Raw genomic sequence first — 14,282 nt, 5'->3', positions numbered from 1 at the left:
ATCCAAAAAGTGATCATAGAACCCCGAAAACTGATCATAGAATCCAATAAGTGATCATAGAACCCCGAAAACTGATCATAGAATCCAATAAGTGATCATAGAACCCCGAAAACTGCTCATAGAAATTTGCCACACCCAATAAAAGGACGAAACCCAGCATTTGGGTTTCTTCTCGACTCCTCCCGAATCAAGAAAGCATTTCAAATGAGCGATAATCATCATTTCCGCAAAGAGATGCTTCCATTTATGGATAAAATCAGATCCAGTCCCACCCATTCTCACGAATAAAGTGAACTTCCTCCTGATAATGTTCAACATGCCCTTCAGCCAGCATCACCTGAAAAGCAGAATCACCCTCGCCGGCTTTTCTTTCGATTGTTTTACATAAACCTTCTAAGCGAAGAATGACCATTTCTAATAAATTTTCCGCTACTTTCTCACCGTATGCTTCAAAAAATATTTTTATCCTTTGTTTTGTCGGCTCGGCATCCTTTAAAGGGTCGTAATAAACTTTTCCCTCTCCAGTTTCCGTAAGCTTGTATCTGCTTAGTGGAGCGCAGGTGTACAGTGTATAGGCGATATCCCAGAGCCTCGGCCCTGGTCCAGCCACATCAAAGTCTATGATGCCCACTGGTTTCTCCTCATTAAAGATAATATTGTAGATAGCGAAATCATTATGGCATAGCACTTCAAACTGTGGCGGGGTAAAGTCGACCGGCTGCCAAGTATCGTCAAATGGAAAATCAATCACGGCCTCGTGATAAAGCCGCAGCATCTTGCCAATTTCTTTTAAGCTATCATCTGACAACATGTATTTTTTCAATGGATAATTTCCTGCTTCTCCTTCGATAAACGTCAAAATTTCTCTATCTTTATCATCAATCCCCAAGAATTTTGGCGCGTAATGATAGCTTTTTTTCTCCAAGTGATTCAGTAGCTGATGAATTTTATGGCTCTCCAGCTTCAATTCCCGCCTTACAGTCTTTCCTAACCGGTAAACGTCAGAGATATTTCCGCCGACCAGCTTTTCTTCACCATTACCGTCTTCCATCCGATTCCTCCGTCCCCAATAAATTTTAATTACTTAACCACAAATACCGCACAAATCTCATCTTCTCACCATTCATTTCAAATTCACCTTCACTTATCCCCATGTGGATAAATCCATTCTTCTCCAAAACTAGTTGAGACGACTTATTCACAGTCGTCGTTTTTGCATGAATCTGTTTCAAATGAGATTCAGTGGATAAAAGGAGGGACAAAGCGTTGCTTCCGATGCCCTTGCCGCCATAATTTTCGCCAAGCCGGAAACCAACTTCTGCCGTGCCCGCTGCCGCATCAATATCAACCAAATTAATCCGTCCGGCAATATTTCCGTCAGGATCTTTTATCAAATAAAACCGGCAAACGCCTCGCTCCTGCTCTTCCAAAAGTTCTCGATGCCTGTCTAAAAAAACCGCCCACTGGTAATAATCGTCCCCTCGGCCAGGCACCATCTTCTCAAAGAAACGTCGGTTTACCCTTTCAAACTCCAACAATTCTTCTGCATCATCCTCCTTCAGCAAGCTCAGTGAAATATTCATCACTTACCGACTCCCTTGCCGATTCGAAGTATGAAAATCACAGGTTTTCACATGATCATCCACTATGCCGATCGCCTGCAGAAACGAATAAGTTGTAACCGGTCCGACGAATTTAAAGCCGCGCTTTTTCAGTTCTTTGCTGATTTGCACGGACAAAGGAGACTCAGCAGGCATTTGCGCACTGTCTTCCCACTGATTGATGACCGGTTCGCCTTCTATAAAGCTCCACAGGAATTCAGCCAAACTCCCAAACTCTTCCTGCACTCTCAAAGCTGCCTGCGCATTGCTGCAGACCGATTGCAACTTCGCAAAATGCTTGATGACATTGTAATTCTCTTTTATTGACTCCAGATCCGAATCGCTCAACCCTGCGCAATACGCAATGTCGAAATTTTTAAAAGCCGCCTGGTACGCGTCTCTTTTAGACAAGACGATACTCCACGACAGCCCCGCTTGCGCGCCTTCCAAGTTCAGCAATTCAAATATATAGCGGTCGTCCCGGGTTGGCCTGCACCATTCCTCGTCGTGGTATGCCTGCATCATTTCGCTGCTGCCCGGCCATGAACATTGTTCCATCTGTGAGCCACCTCTTTCGTTCTATTGAATTTACTTTACCATTCTTAAAGAGATTACTGCGTGCCCTATTTAAAATAAAACGGATGTAACCCATCGATTGAAACTTTCAAAAATACACATCTAAAACTATAGATTTTTAAGATTTTTCGCTTTTCGCCTGCGAAAAGCAGCCATTTGTCTTTTGATCTTCACTTTTGGGGGGATATCAATCGCAATAAAGCGGCTTTTTCCCATCGCACCTTTGCCTGTTTGTTGTATATCAACGTTCAGCGAATTATATCAACGCTCAGGAGATTATATCTACGTTCAGGAGAATATATCTACGTTCAAAAAATTATATCTACGTTCAGGAGAATATATCGACGTTCGGCAATTTTCCCGATCTTTTCTACTCAAATTAAAAAAGGAGAAACTTTTAAAAGTTCCTCCCCCAAAAAGCTGTTCCAAGCTAAGTCACCCTAAAACGTATTCTTACTCCGGATCTCCTGCTCATGCTTCAAAAGCCATTCTTTTCTCGTCAACGTTCCTGCATAACCCGTCAGTTTTCCGTTCGTACCAATTACACGGTGGCACGGCACAATGATCGTCAGCTTGTTTTTGCTGTTGGCATTTCCCACTGCGCGCACCGCTTTTTCGCTTCCGACTTTCACGGCAATGTCCCGGTAGGAAGCGGTTTCTGCATAGCCGACAGTCGTCAAAGCAGACCAGACTTTGCCTTGGAATTCCGTTCCTTCGGAAATATAGGGCACGGTGAAATCCATGCGCTCACCTTTGAAGTATTCGTCCAACTCCTGCAGGCAATCGTTTAAAACCTGCGGCGTGTCCGGTTGCGGCTGGTGCAGGACCTCTTCGCGTTCTGTGAATAAAACCGACAGGATCTCTTGTTCTGTACCTACTACTTCCATGACGCCGATCGGTGATTCATAATCCACTTGATATAACTTACTCATATAAACTCCTCCAAAGATAGAAAGTGGCGTATGCCTCCCACCCTTTCCAATTTTCCGCATAGCGCTCGATTTCCGCTATTGACGGTTTCTTCTCCAACTCCAGTTGATATTTCAGCGCGTTGTGCAAACCGACGTCGGCAATCGGAAAAGCCGAGGTGAAGCCAAGGCATTTCATCATGACATAATTAGCGGACCAGGGGCCGATCCCTCTGATCGCGACCAGTTCTTTTTCCACAGTCTGCGCATCTTTTCCATCTGTGAAATTTTCCTTCACCAGATTTCCTTTCGCCATTTCAGCTGCAATGCCGATGATGTATTCCGCTTTTCGCACCGAATACTGCATAGGCGTCAAATCACTTACCTTAAGCTCCGAAATTTCTTCGCAGGAAGGGAACGTCCAGTAAATTTCGCCTTCGTAAACTAATGATTTTCCGTAAGCTTCGACAAACCGTTTTTTCAAAGTATAGGCGAAAGTCAGATTAATCTGCTGGCCCGTGATTGCCCAAGCCATCGCTTCAAATAAATCGGGAAAACCGAGGATTCTCAGACCGAAATGACGCTTAACAATCGGCTGTAAAATCGGATCATCCGCCGCCATTCCGTAAAATGGCACCAAATCCGTCTTTAAGTCAAACCAGGCCCAAACATATTCAGCAGCTGCCCGCTGCCCTGCTTCAGAAGGTTTGCCGTTTAAAAATTCAACCCGTAAATGCTGCGCCGCATGCGTAACGCCAATTAATATCAGTTCTCCCTGATGGTCGATGAGCTTTATGATTTGATCATTCTGTATTCGGTGAAGGTTTTCCTGGAGCGACCGATTGAGAAAGACCAAGCATTCATCGAAACTAAACTCAACGGGCGTAGGAACTCTCACGTAACTGCTGTTTGTGTTCGGAATCATTTCCCAGCTCCTTCGTCATTTTCCGGTAATCGCTTGGTGAAAGGTTTTTAGAGCGCCGGAACGCTTTATAAAAGTGCGAGGTGCTTTGGAAACCTGCTGCGTAGCAAATCTCCAGATTCGTATTTTCAGTATGCTTCAGCAAATGTGCAGCTTTGTCCACGCGGATTTTCTCCAGGAACGATCGGGGTGTCTCTCCCGTTTCCTGCTTAAAAATGCGGTCGAGATACGAAGGACTCAAGCCGGCATGTGAAGCGATTTCTTCAAGGTTCAATTTGCGATTATGATAAGCCAACAGCAAGTCGATCACTCTCCGCACTACTTCAACGTTAGGTGAGTGTTCCGTTTCCGGCTGACATCTTTTGCACGCCCGGTACCCACGGCTCTCCGCTTCCTGAATCGTTGTATAGAATTCCACATTCACCTTCTTCGGCTTCCTTGAACGGCACGAAGGTCTGCAATAGATCTTCGTTGTTTTCACCGCTGTATAGAACAGCCCATCGTATTTCCGGTCGCAGGCCATGATTTTCTCCCACATTTCTTCAAACGTAAAATTTATTTCGGCAGTCATCCTCCACACTCCCTTCCCACGAATTTTCCGCTCTTAAATCTTATCTCCATTGTAACCAATAACAGCCAATACTTCTGCTTTCATTCTATCAATCATCGCCAGAAATTTTCGTCCTCGATTTTGCACTTATGCTCGCTCAAAGGAAAATTTTATTCATATGAAAAAAGCTAAAAAAGTATTTTCTAAATTTAAAGCGGTGCCGTTTATTCCAATGTATAATTAGGTCAATCAACTATTCCGAACCTTTCATCGAAGGAGGCGAGTCCTATTCTTACTCAATTTCCCATCATCGATTTTCTGCTTTTGCTTCTATTGAATTTGGGCGTTGGCGCGATAGGTTTTTTTCCCAGCTTCCTGGTGACTGGACTAAATATCAATTCTTTCGGCATTACGCTCGGCACAGTGCTTTCGCTATCCGGAGAAATTTTCGGTGCGATTGCCGGATTTTACCTTTACCGTTTCGGATTCAAAAGGATGGATCCAGCATGGCTGAAGAATCGGTTCTGGACTCGGATCCAGAAATCTTCTGTCAGCCAGGTGTTTTGGACAATCATTTTGCTTCGCCTGATTCCTTTTGTTCCGTCTGGACTGGTGACCGCAGGCGCTTCTTTGACGCCAATTTCCGGTCCTTTGTTTATGGCTGCCAGCACAATCGGAAAAATTCCTGCCGTTTTTATTGAAGTAGCGGTCGTGTATGGCTTGATCCGTACCATCCCTGTCAGTTACCAGTACAGTTTAGCCATCATGATTCTTGTCATACTGCTGCTGATCTGGACTAACAATAAAAGAAAAATTCAGCTGTAATCTTTCAACTTACCCAATAATGGAGCTGTTACCTTGAAAACGTCCCATAAACTTATAAGATTCGGATTGCTGTTTGCGCTGTCCTTTTTCATTATCGGCTTCAGTCCATCGTCACTCGGAACTTCGCTCAAAAAAATCATGGCGGATGGCTTTGTGCTGGAATCATCGGAGCAAAGTACGTCTCCGAAGGCTTTTCTGCTGACGAATTCCAGAAACGGGCAGCCGCTTGAAAGTTATCTGATGTACATCGTCGATACCAGCACCAGTGCATTGGTCGACGTATTAAAATCGGATGAAGCCGGTAAAATGAACGCAGAAGCCTTGGCGGATGGAAAAGAATATCAGCTCAGAATCGTACGTGCGGATACAGATTCAGGCGCCGTGAAACTGGCTGAAGAAAGTCTTTATACTCATCAACCGGATTCGTTGCCAACCTCAATTGAAACTTATGTTGAACGCGAAGCGGTTCATATAGATGTACCGGTTCTGATGCAGGATCCGGAACTTCCCAATGGCTGTGAAATTACGACCTTAACTTCCGTCTTGAACCATTACCGCCTCAAAGTTTCCAAAACGACCATGGCTGATGATTACTTGCCAAAGTCTCCTTTTACAATTAAAAACGGTAAACGGTTTGGACCAGATCCGCACCAGGCGTATGCCGGTGACCCGCGACTAGCCAACGGCGGCTGGTACGTTTTCGCCGAGCCAATCGTACAAGCGTCCAAAGGAATCGTCGCTTCCAAGAGCAGCCGATTGATCACGGAAAACGTCAGCGGCAGCACCCAGGAAGAAATCCTTTCCTATACCGATCGAAATATTCCGGTCATCGTCTGGGTCACACTGGACCTATCTCCGCCTGTCACTTCCGGCGGCTGGTACATCAAAGGCACCAATGACTTCCACCCTTCTTTCAGCAATCTCCATAGCGTAGTACTGGACGGCTGGGAAGGTGGCCAGGTCTACGTAATGGACCCTCTTAAAGGACGGGTGAGTTATGATGAAACAACATTTTTCGCCAGTTACGAAGCAATGGGAAGCCAGGCTGTCATTGTCAGAAGGTAGTGTCAGCAAACCTCATGAAATAAAACACCTGTGAAACGACAGACACCATCAGCGTGTCTTCATTTCACAGGTGTTTTTATCCTTAATTATAAAATGCTATTTCCAGACAACCAATAGATCAATCACTTCTGTATCTTCACAATCCTCCAGCTGATAATCGGTTCTTTCAGCTGTTTCTGTCTTCGCTATTTCAGAACAAACCGCCTCGCTTATGCCACCCGAACCATAGGAATCCCTTGAACTGTTCATGGTGGATTTGAATACTGTTCCATCAAATTGAAGATCTCGTGAAATCGGATTCCCTTCTGTCGTGAATTGGATGATCTGGATGTGATCCGGTTCTTTTTCATCAGCATGTTCTAAAAATGTCTGGAACCGATCCAAGTTTTTCACTTCGCCGGAACTGCCGCTCTCAATCACATCAGCGGTCGGAAGCGGGGAAAATGCATTTTCGCTTGGCTGCGGTTTAGTAATTTGCGGGGAATCCTCATTCACCCGATTGTCCTGGCATCCTGAAAGAATCAAACCACCTGTTAAGATTATCGACGCCAACCGCTCCATAACATCCACCCCTTTGTAACAATGAGACCATAGTTTGGGCTCAAAAGTTACAGCAGAGTTTACTATCCATTTAAATAATATTCATGAAAATAAAAAAAACACGCTTGCAATATATTAATGCAGCGTTCTAAACAATTCATATTTAAATAGGCTTACCATATTTTTTCAATTTACATTCCAGAATAAATTAATATATTTTTTAACTCTTCGATTTCCTGAATGGATTGTTGAATATCCTCTTCTAAAACATGGGTATGGTGCTGTTCTTTCACATTATCAAAAAATAACTTACTTTTTGTAAGGGAAGCTATCTTAAAGGAAAGCAATTCACGTATCTCCATGACTTCGAAAAAAGTTTGTATATGTGTCATAGAAATTCTCCTTTATTATTTTGAAATTATTCATACCTATTAGTCTACCCCGCTCAGAAAAATTTAAACTTTTTTCGATAAATATATTAATAATTTGACTCAATTGATTTGGTATTCGTTCTTTCTTGAAAAATCCGCTTCAATAAACTCTCTTATTATCGGCATATCCGGCGGACTGATATTTAGAGACTTTCAAGGCAAGCCCCAGCAACCATTGTCTTTTCTCAACTGCAATAAAATCCGATTGCTCTTGTCTAAAAGAATTACACTGGCTCCGGCCATGACCAAAGGGCGTGTGCCCACGATTTTCTTAAATCTGCTATATATCCCATTTGAACACCTCTATTAAAAAGTTATGAACTTATTTCCTACTCATTCCAGCTATTTAGACTTCTTTCGTTTGCATATAGCATGCAGCTGCATATTAATACTAGCCCTGACAATAAACCCATGTGTAAAAACGGGGAAGACTTTTTACCAAAAGCGACTTCCTTTGGAAAATCATCCGCATTTTTCCAAGCCGCTTCAAAATCCGGTTCGTAATTTCTGGTTTGGATCATGCCTCTTGAAAGTGTAATCACGCTGTAAATACCATAAAGAGTCGTTACGCCGGCCAAAGACTGCAGTAGAATTTTCACCGCCCTTTTCTCCCTTCATTTATAATCTGACTATCCGCAAAATACTTCCTGATTATGTACTCTGACTTCTCAACTAAATTAGAAGGGAGACTTTTTAGAGAAAAGTACTTCAATTTCGTGCTTTCTCCATCATTAATAGACAACTCGCCGCTTGCAGTTGAAGTTGTATAAACTGCAGTCACACCAAATATCTCATCTCCGTTAGGATATTGATGGCATTCTTTTTCTCCTGAAAGGATTTCTATAAACTTTAAGTCTGCAGCTTCTAATCCTGTCTCTTCAAAGAGTTCTCGCAAGGCCGTTTCTTCCAAACTTTCACCATACTCCATCACTCCGCCAGGAAAGCCCCATTCTTTTATATCAGCTCGCTGTTGGAGTAATATCTCTCCATTTTCGTTAAATACAGCAACCATCGCACCGGCAACCATGAGCGCTTGAGTTCCGATCATTTTCCGCATTTCTTTTATATAATTCCCCATTTGCTGCCCCTCTCCGCTTACAGCCTAAAATAAGCCGCTTACCTTCAATTCGTTTTAATCCACCTTTTTCTTTAATCGTTAAGCCAACTATCAAAAGGGTTTATTACCTTCCAGCCTTTTCCTTCAAAGAGTTTCGCAAGCATCCATACATGATCGCCGCCAACCAGTAAAAGAACTCTTTCTTCTGGTTTTCCTACGATGTCAAAAACATTTTTCACAATCATTAACTCTCTCTCAATCCACTTGCTTAAAAAAGTATGGCCTATATTCTGTCCATTATGTACTACTGAAAGAAATGATAGATACATTTTTTCCAACTCAGCATTTTTTTCTTTATTATTCAGTTCCTGATAAGATTCTATTAATGAAACGCCGGAACTAATAGAAGGGGTGCTGTAATTTTCGATTACTCGTAAAACAGCCGGATGGTCTGTTTGAATCGATTGATTAAGTATAATCATCTCTTCCTGAGTTAAGTGACCACTCCAGTTGATTGCAAAAATTTCCTCATGATTTAATTGACCGGCTAACCTGAATCCTATCTGTTCAATTTCATTCATTGAATATTCTTCAGTACTCTTGATGTATTCTAAATTCAATTCCTCTTGCGCACTTTTCTCCCATTCCACAGCAACCTTTGAAGGTTTTAATTCCGCCAGTAAATCAACCAATTCCAGTATTTCCAGTTCCTTATTCAGTAAAGCATCCTCATGTTGAACAAAATGATATGTCCCTACTAATATTATTTCCGGTATTGATTCCATTACACTTATCTCCTTTTTTCTGCTCCAAATATTTCTTGCTTCTCTTAAGCGTATTTATTGTTTACAACCAACAACTGCATCCCCGAATACCCGAACATCTTCCAGATAATCATACCCCGCCGGCGAGCCAAAACTGTTGAAAGCTCTGACAGCCACCAGGTTATATTTAGGATTCACAAGGAGTGTGACCCCTGTGTAACCCAATATTTGAAACGAACCTTCAGGAACTGCTTCCCCAATTTCGGTCTGTTTAGCAGGCAGGTCTTTCACAAACCATAAAAAGCCGTTCTGCGGCAAATCAGCATCCATCATTTTCGGACTTTGAAGTGCAGTAGCCATCTCGATGATTTCACTTGGAACAATCTGTTCACCCGCTATGCGTCCCTTATTCAAATGAAGTTCTCCCCATTTGGCTAATTCCCTTACAGAAACGTACATATTCCGTTCATTGCCAGAAACACTTATACCGTTATACCAGCTTGAATCGTCCGGATCCCTTATCACATCCACCAGATTTTCGTTCATTTTTGCATGCCAGCCGGTTTCGGTAAAATTCAGCTTGCTGAAGACTTGCTCCTTCAGAATTTCTGCGATACTCTTTCCAGTAGCATTTTCAATGACACGGGTTAGGGTATCTATGCCGATTCCCCGGTATGCCCAACTTTCTCCCGGCGAGAACTCCTTATGGATTTTGTCGTCACTATTTTTCAATCCATGTGTATGAGTTAAGAGATGACGAATGGTTACTCCCTTGAAAATTTCAGGCTCGTCCATCGGAACATACTCGGCAACAAAATTATCGATCGATCGGATAAATCCACAATGAACAGCATATGCGGCGGCAAAACCGATATAGCACTTTCTTACTGAAGCAATGTGAAATTGAGTCGTTTCCTGCACTTTTTTCGCATTTTCTTCCTTCGAATGCGTGCCCCAATATTCTTCCACCACGATTTCGCCGTCCTGCATGATCAAAAGCGCAGAACCTGTGCAGTCTACAATGCTCGCTGTATTTTTGACGTGATTGATTACCGGTGCAAAAGATACATCGCTTTTTATCTCGATTTGCATAATACACCCAATTTCTTTAAATTTTAAAATCTCTCTGCAAAGGAAAAAAGCTCCTTTTCGCTTAATCTTCTTTTATTATCCTAGTTTAACAGGAAGTCTGAGCTCTTCTGCTTTCTTCTATATAAGACAGAAAATCTCTTTTACAAAATACATTTAAAATGCAAGGCTGCTTCTCCTTTTTCTCCAACGCCTTGTGCTCTTCCGGGAATTCCGATTCTACATGGAGGCGAATGAACGGCAGTTTTTCCTGTGCTTTTTGAGAACGCGTATTCACCGCTCTTGCCCCAGCAAAAACATAATCCAGATCCAGTTCTTCAAATGCAATCTGCAGAATGGCCAGCTTGGAAGCTTCGTTAAAGCCTTGACCCCAATATTCATAGCCAATCCATGTACCGATGTGGCAAGACTTCTTTTGGTGATCAATAAACATTAAATCAGTAAGACCGACCAGCCTGTCATTTTCATCGAGGATGACCCGCGGAACGGTCTTGCCCATTTTTTCTTCCGCCAGCACCCTTTGGATAAATTTTTTTGTATCTTCCACGTTTCCATCCGGCAACCCCAGCGCGTCTTTCACTTGAGGAACTGAAGAAAGTCTATAAATCTCATCACAATATTCTTCCCGATGGTTCACCAACTTGATCCTTTTCATCTTCCCCACTCCATTCCATTGCTCAAATGTCTTCCTAAAAATAAAAAGCTTCACTTTAAACAAAGGGACCCCTGGAGGTGGTACCACCCTTATTTAAAGCAAAGCTTTACTCTCTAAATGGATAACGGGATAAACCGCTGCATTTTTCAACACAGGTTATGAAAGGCAGGTTCGATAAACGTCCTTTGGATATCTCACAGCTTTCGATATCTTCTCTGAGAAAGTCATGTTTAACTACTAGTCCTTAAAATTTCCAATAATTCGGTAATTAGATTCTATCCAGATTAATTGAAATAACAGAATAAGTCAATAAACTTTCTTTCAATTGTGAAATTAATCCTGAGACTTTAAAATCCGGTCATTCACAAAAGCTTTGATAAAAAATAATTCATTTTCATTAGGCTCCCTATTGTTGTCTGACTTGAAATTTTCTTCAGCTTTTTGAAGTGATAAAGACTTCACCGCTGCGCTCGCTGCAATCAGCTCTTTCCAATAAAGATCCATCTCCTCTAAATCGCAAATGGATTCATGGCCAAGAACGAACCATTCAGCATCGTATTTTTGAATGTCCCGGATCATGGGCATTAAAAGGGATTGATCAAAATGAAATAAGTCATTTGTCGTTTTGCCGTATGCACAGTCACCCAAAAAGAGTACTTTTCCGTCAGGAATATAGACGATGGTTGAGTCGGTTGTATGTGTACTTTCAACTGTTTCAATGACACATTTTTTATTCCCTAAATCGATAACTAATGATTTATTAAATATTAAGTCTGGAGTTCTCAACTTAAAATTATCCCTATCAGGTATATCTTCTTGCAGAATCTCCATACAATGGGGACTCATCTGTTTATCCGACACACGCTTTTGAAGCGAATGGTCATCGAAAGAGAAATTTAGCCATTTCTGTAATAGTTCGTTTGTTTGATGGTTGAGGATAATCTTTGCATCAAATTCATTCATCCCCATAAAATGATCCCAATGCGCATGTGTAATGACTGTGTATTCAACCGGTGGCACATCCAGCTTTTCGATTTCCTGTAAGAATTCTTGACCATGTCGCGGGGAATTGCCTGCATCAATTATAAGACTGGAATGGTCGCCGCTAACCAGCCCCAGTGCTGGCCGCTCCGTATCTTCGTGATTGGATAAATAGTAAGTTTTGTCACTGATTTTATTTAACATTTTCTCTCTCCTCTATATCGGATATTTATTCATTGAAAGAGAAAATCCACTTTTATATTTCATGATTTCCTCAGATTAGCTTTTCACCATTGTCGTCTACCTCCTTAATCTGTTCGAAGCAGTATTCTGTATAGAATTTGCACAAAGCTTTTATTCACTGATTTATTTCATGCCTATGGTTTCGCCCACATCATATAAACATTCCCCGCCAAATACCGCTCTTCTCTGATAACCTGCAGCTTTGAACTTTTAACCAGCCCACTGATATCGCGATTCGCGTGGCAGCCCACCATTTTCACCGCCAGCGGATCCAGGGATTTCTGCAGCCACGCCAGTGGTTTATTGGAACTGATGCCGTGCTCCAGCAACAGTATTTTCCCTTCCGGCCTGCACCATTTATGAAATTTGTTTAACACGTCGAGCGGGTTTTGATAACCGCATAAAGTTCCGGACGAAACGATTACATCGAAACTGTTTTCAGGAAAATCAATCGTCTCCACATCTTCCTGGATGAGTGTGGTTTTGAACGGGTACTCTTTTGCAGCCTGCCTTGCCCTTTTCAGCATTTCTCCGCTGAAGTCCACTCCGGTCAATTCCACTTCCCTGTTGTATAAAGGGAAATTGAGCCCCACTCCGATTCCGACCTCCAATACTTCGCCTTGTATATCTGAAAAAATTTTTTGCCGGTATTTGAAGGTCTTATCATGTGTCCGGAGTTTGTTGTATTTACTCGCTTGTTTATCGAACTTTTTCGGTAAGGAATTCCGCATTTTGCTCTGCTCCTTTATATAGAAAAATTTCGTGGCCAATAAACGCCGGAAACACCGATGCAAATTCAGCTCCAGCTTATCGACTCCATTATAACCGAAATTATCAGACTTTTTCAGGAATATTTTTCTTGCCACTCTTCTCCGTTTGAGTGATGATAAATGGGACATGTGTCCTTTTCGCGCCATTTTTCTCCCTGTAAATTAGGAGTATAGAAAGGTGCGTGCATTTTATGAAAGGGATTATATTTGCGCTGCTCGGCGGATTCTTTCTGACATTCCAGAGTGTGGCCAACGCAACGATCAGCAGTCAGATCGGTTCATGGCAAGCTGCTGCAATGACTCAATTGACCGGCTTTGTGCTGGCAATTTTCATCGTACTGATCATCAGGGACCGGTCATATCGCCAGCTTACACAAGTTTCGCCTCTATACGCGTCCGGCGGCATGCTGGCAGCGATTGTGCTGTTCAGCAATATGACCGCGGTCCATATAATGGGTGTAACGCTGACCATCGCCATTTTCCTGATTGCCCAGCTGGTTCTGGCAATTGTCATCGATGGCAAAGGCTGGTTTGATATGTCTCAGAAGAGAATCGGGAAGACTCAAATTTTCGGCGTGCTGATGATGATAGCAGGCGTCATTATTTTGAAATTATAGGAGTGGAGAAAGATGGACAGGCGCATTGCGGATTACCTTCAGCAGTTTGAACTTTGGGATCTATTCCCGGAGCATGTTCAGGAAGAGATGTTTGTCGCCAGCTACAGCAGCGGTGAACGCTTATTTTCACAAAGTGACGAAGCGGACACGCTGTATCTGCTGGTCAAAGGAAAATTGAAAATTTCCATACTGTCCCCTGAAGGAAAACGGCTGATTCTGGCATTCAAGTCACAATTCGATATCGTAGGCGATGTTGAATACGTAAGAGAATGTCCGTTCATCAATACGGTGGAGGCCGTAACAGATATTGTGGTCATCGGCATATCATACGATGCACTGCGCAAACATATGGCGGATAACGCGGCGTGGCTGCAATTTTTACTCCAGACCATCACGACGAAGTTTGAAACAAAAACGCGGGCGATGAACTTCAACCTGCTGTATACAGTCGATGTCCGCGCGGCAAGTTACCTGCTGTCGATGACCCCGACCCAGCCGATGCTTGAATCCACTTCGCTCATCGATATGGCGGATTTGATCGGCACCAGCTACCGCCATTTAAACCGGGTCCTCCAGCAATTTGAAAGAGCTGGATGGATTGTGAAGAAACGCGGCAAAATCACTTTGCTCGACCGCGATGCCCTTTTGGAGCAGGCGGGACAAAATATATACGAATAGGAGGGATCCA

19 protein-coding genes and 1 other annotated feature are annotated in these 14,282 nt (G+C 42.8%); of the genes, 4 read left to right on the top strand and 15 right to left on the bottom strand.

What is annotated here, in order from left to right:
• Nucleotides 1-256: 256 nt before the first annotated feature.
• The 6 genes from AC2Q9J_RS05240 to AC2Q9J_RS05215 form a co-directional block, all read right to left on the bottom strand.
• The gene (locus AC2Q9J_RS05240; protein WP_499037827.1) at nt 257-1,051 is read right to left on the bottom strand and encodes a phosphotransferase; all 795 of its coding nucleotides are present in this window, start codon (nt 1,049-1,051) and stop codon (nt 257-259) included.
• Between the two features lie 25 nt (nt 1,052-1,076).
• The gene (locus AC2Q9J_RS05235; RefSeq protein ID WP_499037825.1) at nt 1,077-1,583 is read right to left on the bottom strand and encodes a GNAT family N-acetyltransferase; all 507 of its coding nucleotides are present in this window, start codon (nt 1,581-1,583) and stop codon (nt 1,077-1,079) included.
• Between the two features lie 3 nt (nt 1,584-1,586).
• Nucleotides 1,587-2,159 (bottom strand): DNA-3-methyladenine glycosylase I, encoded by a 573-nt coding sequence (locus AC2Q9J_RS05230; protein ID WP_499037823.1) that lies wholly within the window; start codon nt 2,157-2,159, stop codon nt 1,587-1,589.
• 458 nt (nt 2,160-2,617) lie between these two features.
• Nucleotides 2,618-3,109 (bottom strand): methylated-DNA--[protein]-cysteine S-methyltransferase, encoded by a 492-nt coding sequence (locus tag AC2Q9J_RS05225; RefSeq protein ID WP_499037822.1) that lies wholly within the window; start codon nt 3,107-3,109, stop codon nt 2,618-2,620.
• Complete coding sequence (locus tag AC2Q9J_RS05220) at nt 3,102-4,010, bottom strand: DNA-3-methyladenine glycosylase 2 (protein ID WP_499037820.1); 909 nt, start codon at nt 4,008-4,010, stop codon at nt 3,102-3,104. The genes AC2Q9J_RS05225 and AC2Q9J_RS05220 overlap by 8 nt, the downstream gene beginning before the upstream one ends.
• A complete protein-coding gene (locus AC2Q9J_RS05215; RefSeq protein WP_499037818.1) occupies nt 3,961-4,578 on the bottom strand; it encodes a bifunctional transcriptional activator/DNA repair enzyme AdaA in 618 nt (205 codons plus the stop codon). Before AC2Q9J_RS05215 ends, AC2Q9J_RS05220 begins: the two co-directional genes overlap by 50 nt.
• Nucleotides 4,579-4,881: 303 nt before the next feature.
• On the opposite strand from AC2Q9J_RS05215, the gene AC2Q9J_RS05210 reads away from it, so the two are divergent.
• Together AC2Q9J_RS05210 and AC2Q9J_RS05205 are read left to right on the top strand one after the other, a co-directional pair.
• Nucleotides 4,882-5,382: a TVP38/TMEM64 family protein gene (locus AC2Q9J_RS05210; RefSeq protein ID WP_499037816.1), complete on the top strand. Its 501-nt coding sequence runs from the start codon at nt 4,882-4,884 to the stop codon at nt 5,380-5,382.
• A 33-nt stretch (nt 5,383-5,415) separates the two neighbouring features.
• The gene (locus AC2Q9J_RS05205; RefSeq protein ID WP_499037814.1) at nt 5,416-6,447 is read left to right on the top strand and encodes a C39 family peptidase; all 1,032 of its coding nucleotides are present in this window, start codon (nt 5,416-5,418) and stop codon (nt 6,445-6,447) included.
• 96 nt (nt 6,448-6,543) lie between these two features.
• Here the strand turns inward: AC2Q9J_RS05205 and AC2Q9J_RS05200 are convergent, their stop codons facing one another.
• From AC2Q9J_RS05200 to AC2Q9J_RS05160, 9 genes are all read right to left on the bottom strand, one after another.
• A complete protein-coding gene (locus tag AC2Q9J_RS05200; RefSeq protein WP_499037812.1) occupies nt 6,544-7,008 on the bottom strand; it encodes a DUF4362 domain-containing protein in 465 nt (154 codons plus the stop codon).
• A gap of 170 nt (nt 7,009-7,178) precedes the next feature.
• Nucleotides 7,179-7,379 (bottom strand): spore coat protein, encoded by a 201-nt coding sequence (locus tag AC2Q9J_RS05195; RefSeq protein ID WP_499037811.1) that lies wholly within the window; start codon nt 7,377-7,379, stop codon nt 7,179-7,181.
• A gap of 368 nt (nt 7,380-7,747) precedes the next feature.
• Nucleotides 7,748-8,017: a hypothetical protein gene (locus tag AC2Q9J_RS05190; protein WP_499037809.1), complete on the bottom strand. Its 270-nt coding sequence runs from the start codon at nt 8,015-8,017 to the stop codon at nt 7,748-7,750.
• The gene (locus AC2Q9J_RS05185; protein ID WP_499037807.1) at nt 8,014-8,496 is read right to left on the bottom strand and encodes an NUDIX hydrolase; all 483 of its coding nucleotides are present in this window, start codon (nt 8,494-8,496) and stop codon (nt 8,014-8,016) included. Before AC2Q9J_RS05185 ends, AC2Q9J_RS05190 begins: the two co-directional genes overlap by 4 nt.
• A 71-nt stretch (nt 8,497-8,567) precedes the next feature.
• A complete protein-coding gene (locus AC2Q9J_RS05180; RefSeq protein ID WP_499037805.1) occupies nt 8,568-9,260 on the bottom strand; it encodes a DUF5694 domain-containing protein in 693 nt (230 codons plus the stop codon).
• Nucleotides 9,261-9,314: 54 nt separating this feature from the next.
• Complete coding sequence (locus AC2Q9J_RS05175; protein WP_499037804.1) at nt 9,315-10,331, bottom strand: serine hydrolase domain-containing protein; 1,017 nt, start codon at nt 10,329-10,331, stop codon at nt 9,315-9,317.
• Nucleotides 10,332-10,416: 85 nt separating this feature from the next.
• Nucleotides 10,417-10,983, bottom strand: a complete 567-nt coding sequence (locus AC2Q9J_RS05170; protein ID WP_499037802.1) for a GNAT family N-acetyltransferase — start codon at nt 10,981-10,983, stop codon at nt 10,417-10,419.
• A 60-nt stretch (nt 10,984-11,043) separates the two neighbouring features.
• Nucleotides 11,044-11,243 (bottom strand) — a binding site (T-box leader).
• A gap of 73 nt (nt 11,244-11,316) precedes the next feature.
• Nucleotides 11,317-12,168, bottom strand: a complete 852-nt coding sequence (locus AC2Q9J_RS05165) for an MBL fold metallo-hydrolase (protein WP_499037800.1) — start codon at nt 12,166-12,168, stop codon at nt 11,317-11,319.
• Between the two features lie 173 nt (nt 12,169-12,341).
• Nucleotides 12,342-12,938 carry a class I SAM-dependent methyltransferase gene (locus AC2Q9J_RS05160; RefSeq protein WP_499037798.1) on the bottom strand — a complete coding sequence of 199 codons (597 nt, stop codon included), beginning with the start codon at nt 12,936-12,938 and terminating at the stop codon, nt 12,342-12,344.
• Nucleotides 12,939-13,168: 230 nt separating this feature from the next.
• Here AC2Q9J_RS05160 and AC2Q9J_RS05155 point away from each other — a divergent pair, with 230 nt between their 5' ends.
• Both AC2Q9J_RS05155 and AC2Q9J_RS05150 read left to right on the top strand, forming a co-directional pair.
• Nucleotides 13,169-13,594: a DMT family transporter gene (locus tag AC2Q9J_RS05155; protein ID WP_499037796.1), complete on the top strand. Its 426-nt coding sequence runs from the start codon at nt 13,169-13,171 to the stop codon at nt 13,592-13,594.
• A 12-nt stretch (nt 13,595-13,606) separates the two neighbouring features.
• A complete protein-coding gene (locus tag AC2Q9J_RS05150) occupies nt 13,607-14,272 on the top strand; it encodes a Crp/Fnr family transcriptional regulator (RefSeq protein WP_499037794.1) in 666 nt (221 codons plus the stop codon).
• Nucleotides 14,273-14,282 lie beyond the last annotated feature (10 nt).

Source organism: Planococcus sp. RAB007_Raresut (assembly GCF_057369535.1).
Note: the sequence above shows the minus strand (reverse complement) of the source record. Positions and strands in the feature narration are given on the sequence as shown.

Excerpts from the sequence above, each read along its gene's own strand:
- AC2Q9J_RS05165 (WP_499037800.1), bottom strand. The coding sequence starts at position 12,168 with ATGTTAAATAAAATCAGTGACAAAACTTACTATTTATCCAATCACGAA.
- AC2Q9J_RS05225 (WP_499037822.1), bottom strand. The coding sequence starts at position 3,109 with ATGAGTAAGTTATATCAAGTGGATTATGAATCACCGATCGGCGTCATG.
- AC2Q9J_RS05185 (WP_499037807.1), bottom strand. The coding sequence starts at position 8,496 with ATGGGGAATTATATAAAAGAAATGCGGAAAATGATCGGAACTCAAGCG.
- AC2Q9J_RS05215 (WP_499037818.1), bottom strand. The coding sequence starts at position 4,578 with ATGACTGCCGAAATAAATTTTACGTTTGAAGAAATGTGGGAGAAAATC.
- AC2Q9J_RS05150 (WP_499037794.1), top strand. The coding sequence starts at position 13,607 with ATGGACAGGCGCATTGCGGATTACCTTCAGCAGTTTGAACTTTGGGAT.
- AC2Q9J_RS05200 (WP_499037812.1), bottom strand. The coding sequence starts at position 7,008 with ATGGAGCGGTTGGCGTCGATAATCTTAACAGGTGGTTTGATTCTTTCA.
- AC2Q9J_RS05170 (WP_499037802.1), bottom strand. The coding sequence starts at position 10,983 with ATGAAAAGGATCAAGTTGGTGAACCATCGGGAAGAATATTGTGATGAG.
- AC2Q9J_RS05230 (WP_499037823.1), bottom strand. The coding sequence starts at position 2,159 with ATGGAACAATGTTCATGGCCGGGCAGCAGCGAAATGATGCAGGCATAC.
- AC2Q9J_RS05180 (WP_499037805.1), bottom strand. The coding sequence starts at position 9,260 with ATGGAATCAATACCGGAAATAATATTAGTAGGGACATATCATTTTGTT.
- AC2Q9J_RS05160 (WP_499037798.1), bottom strand. The coding sequence starts at position 12,938 with ATGCGGAATTCCTTACCGAAAAAGTTCGATAAACAAGCGAGTAAATAC.
- AC2Q9J_RS05240 (WP_499037827.1), bottom strand. The coding sequence starts at position 1,051 with ATGGAAGACGGTAATGGTGAAGAAAAGCTGGTCGGCGGAAATATCTCT.
- AC2Q9J_RS05155 (WP_499037796.1), top strand. The coding sequence starts at position 13,169 with ATGAAAGGGATTATATTTGCGCTGCTCGGCGGATTCTTTCTGACATTC.
- AC2Q9J_RS05175 (WP_499037804.1), bottom strand. The coding sequence starts at position 10,331 with ATGCAAATCGAGATAAAAAGCGATGTATCTTTTGCACCGGTAATCAAT.
- AC2Q9J_RS05235 (WP_499037825.1), bottom strand. The coding sequence starts at position 1,583 with ATGAATATTTCACTGAGCTTGCTGAAGGAGGATGATGCAGAAGAATTG.
- AC2Q9J_RS05220 (WP_499037820.1), bottom strand. The coding sequence starts at position 4,010 with ATGATTCCGAACACAAACAGCAGTTACGTGAGAGTTCCTACGCCCGTT.
- AC2Q9J_RS05195 (WP_499037811.1), bottom strand. The coding sequence starts at position 7,379 with ATGACACATATACAAACTTTTTTCGAAGTCATGGAGATACGTGAATTG.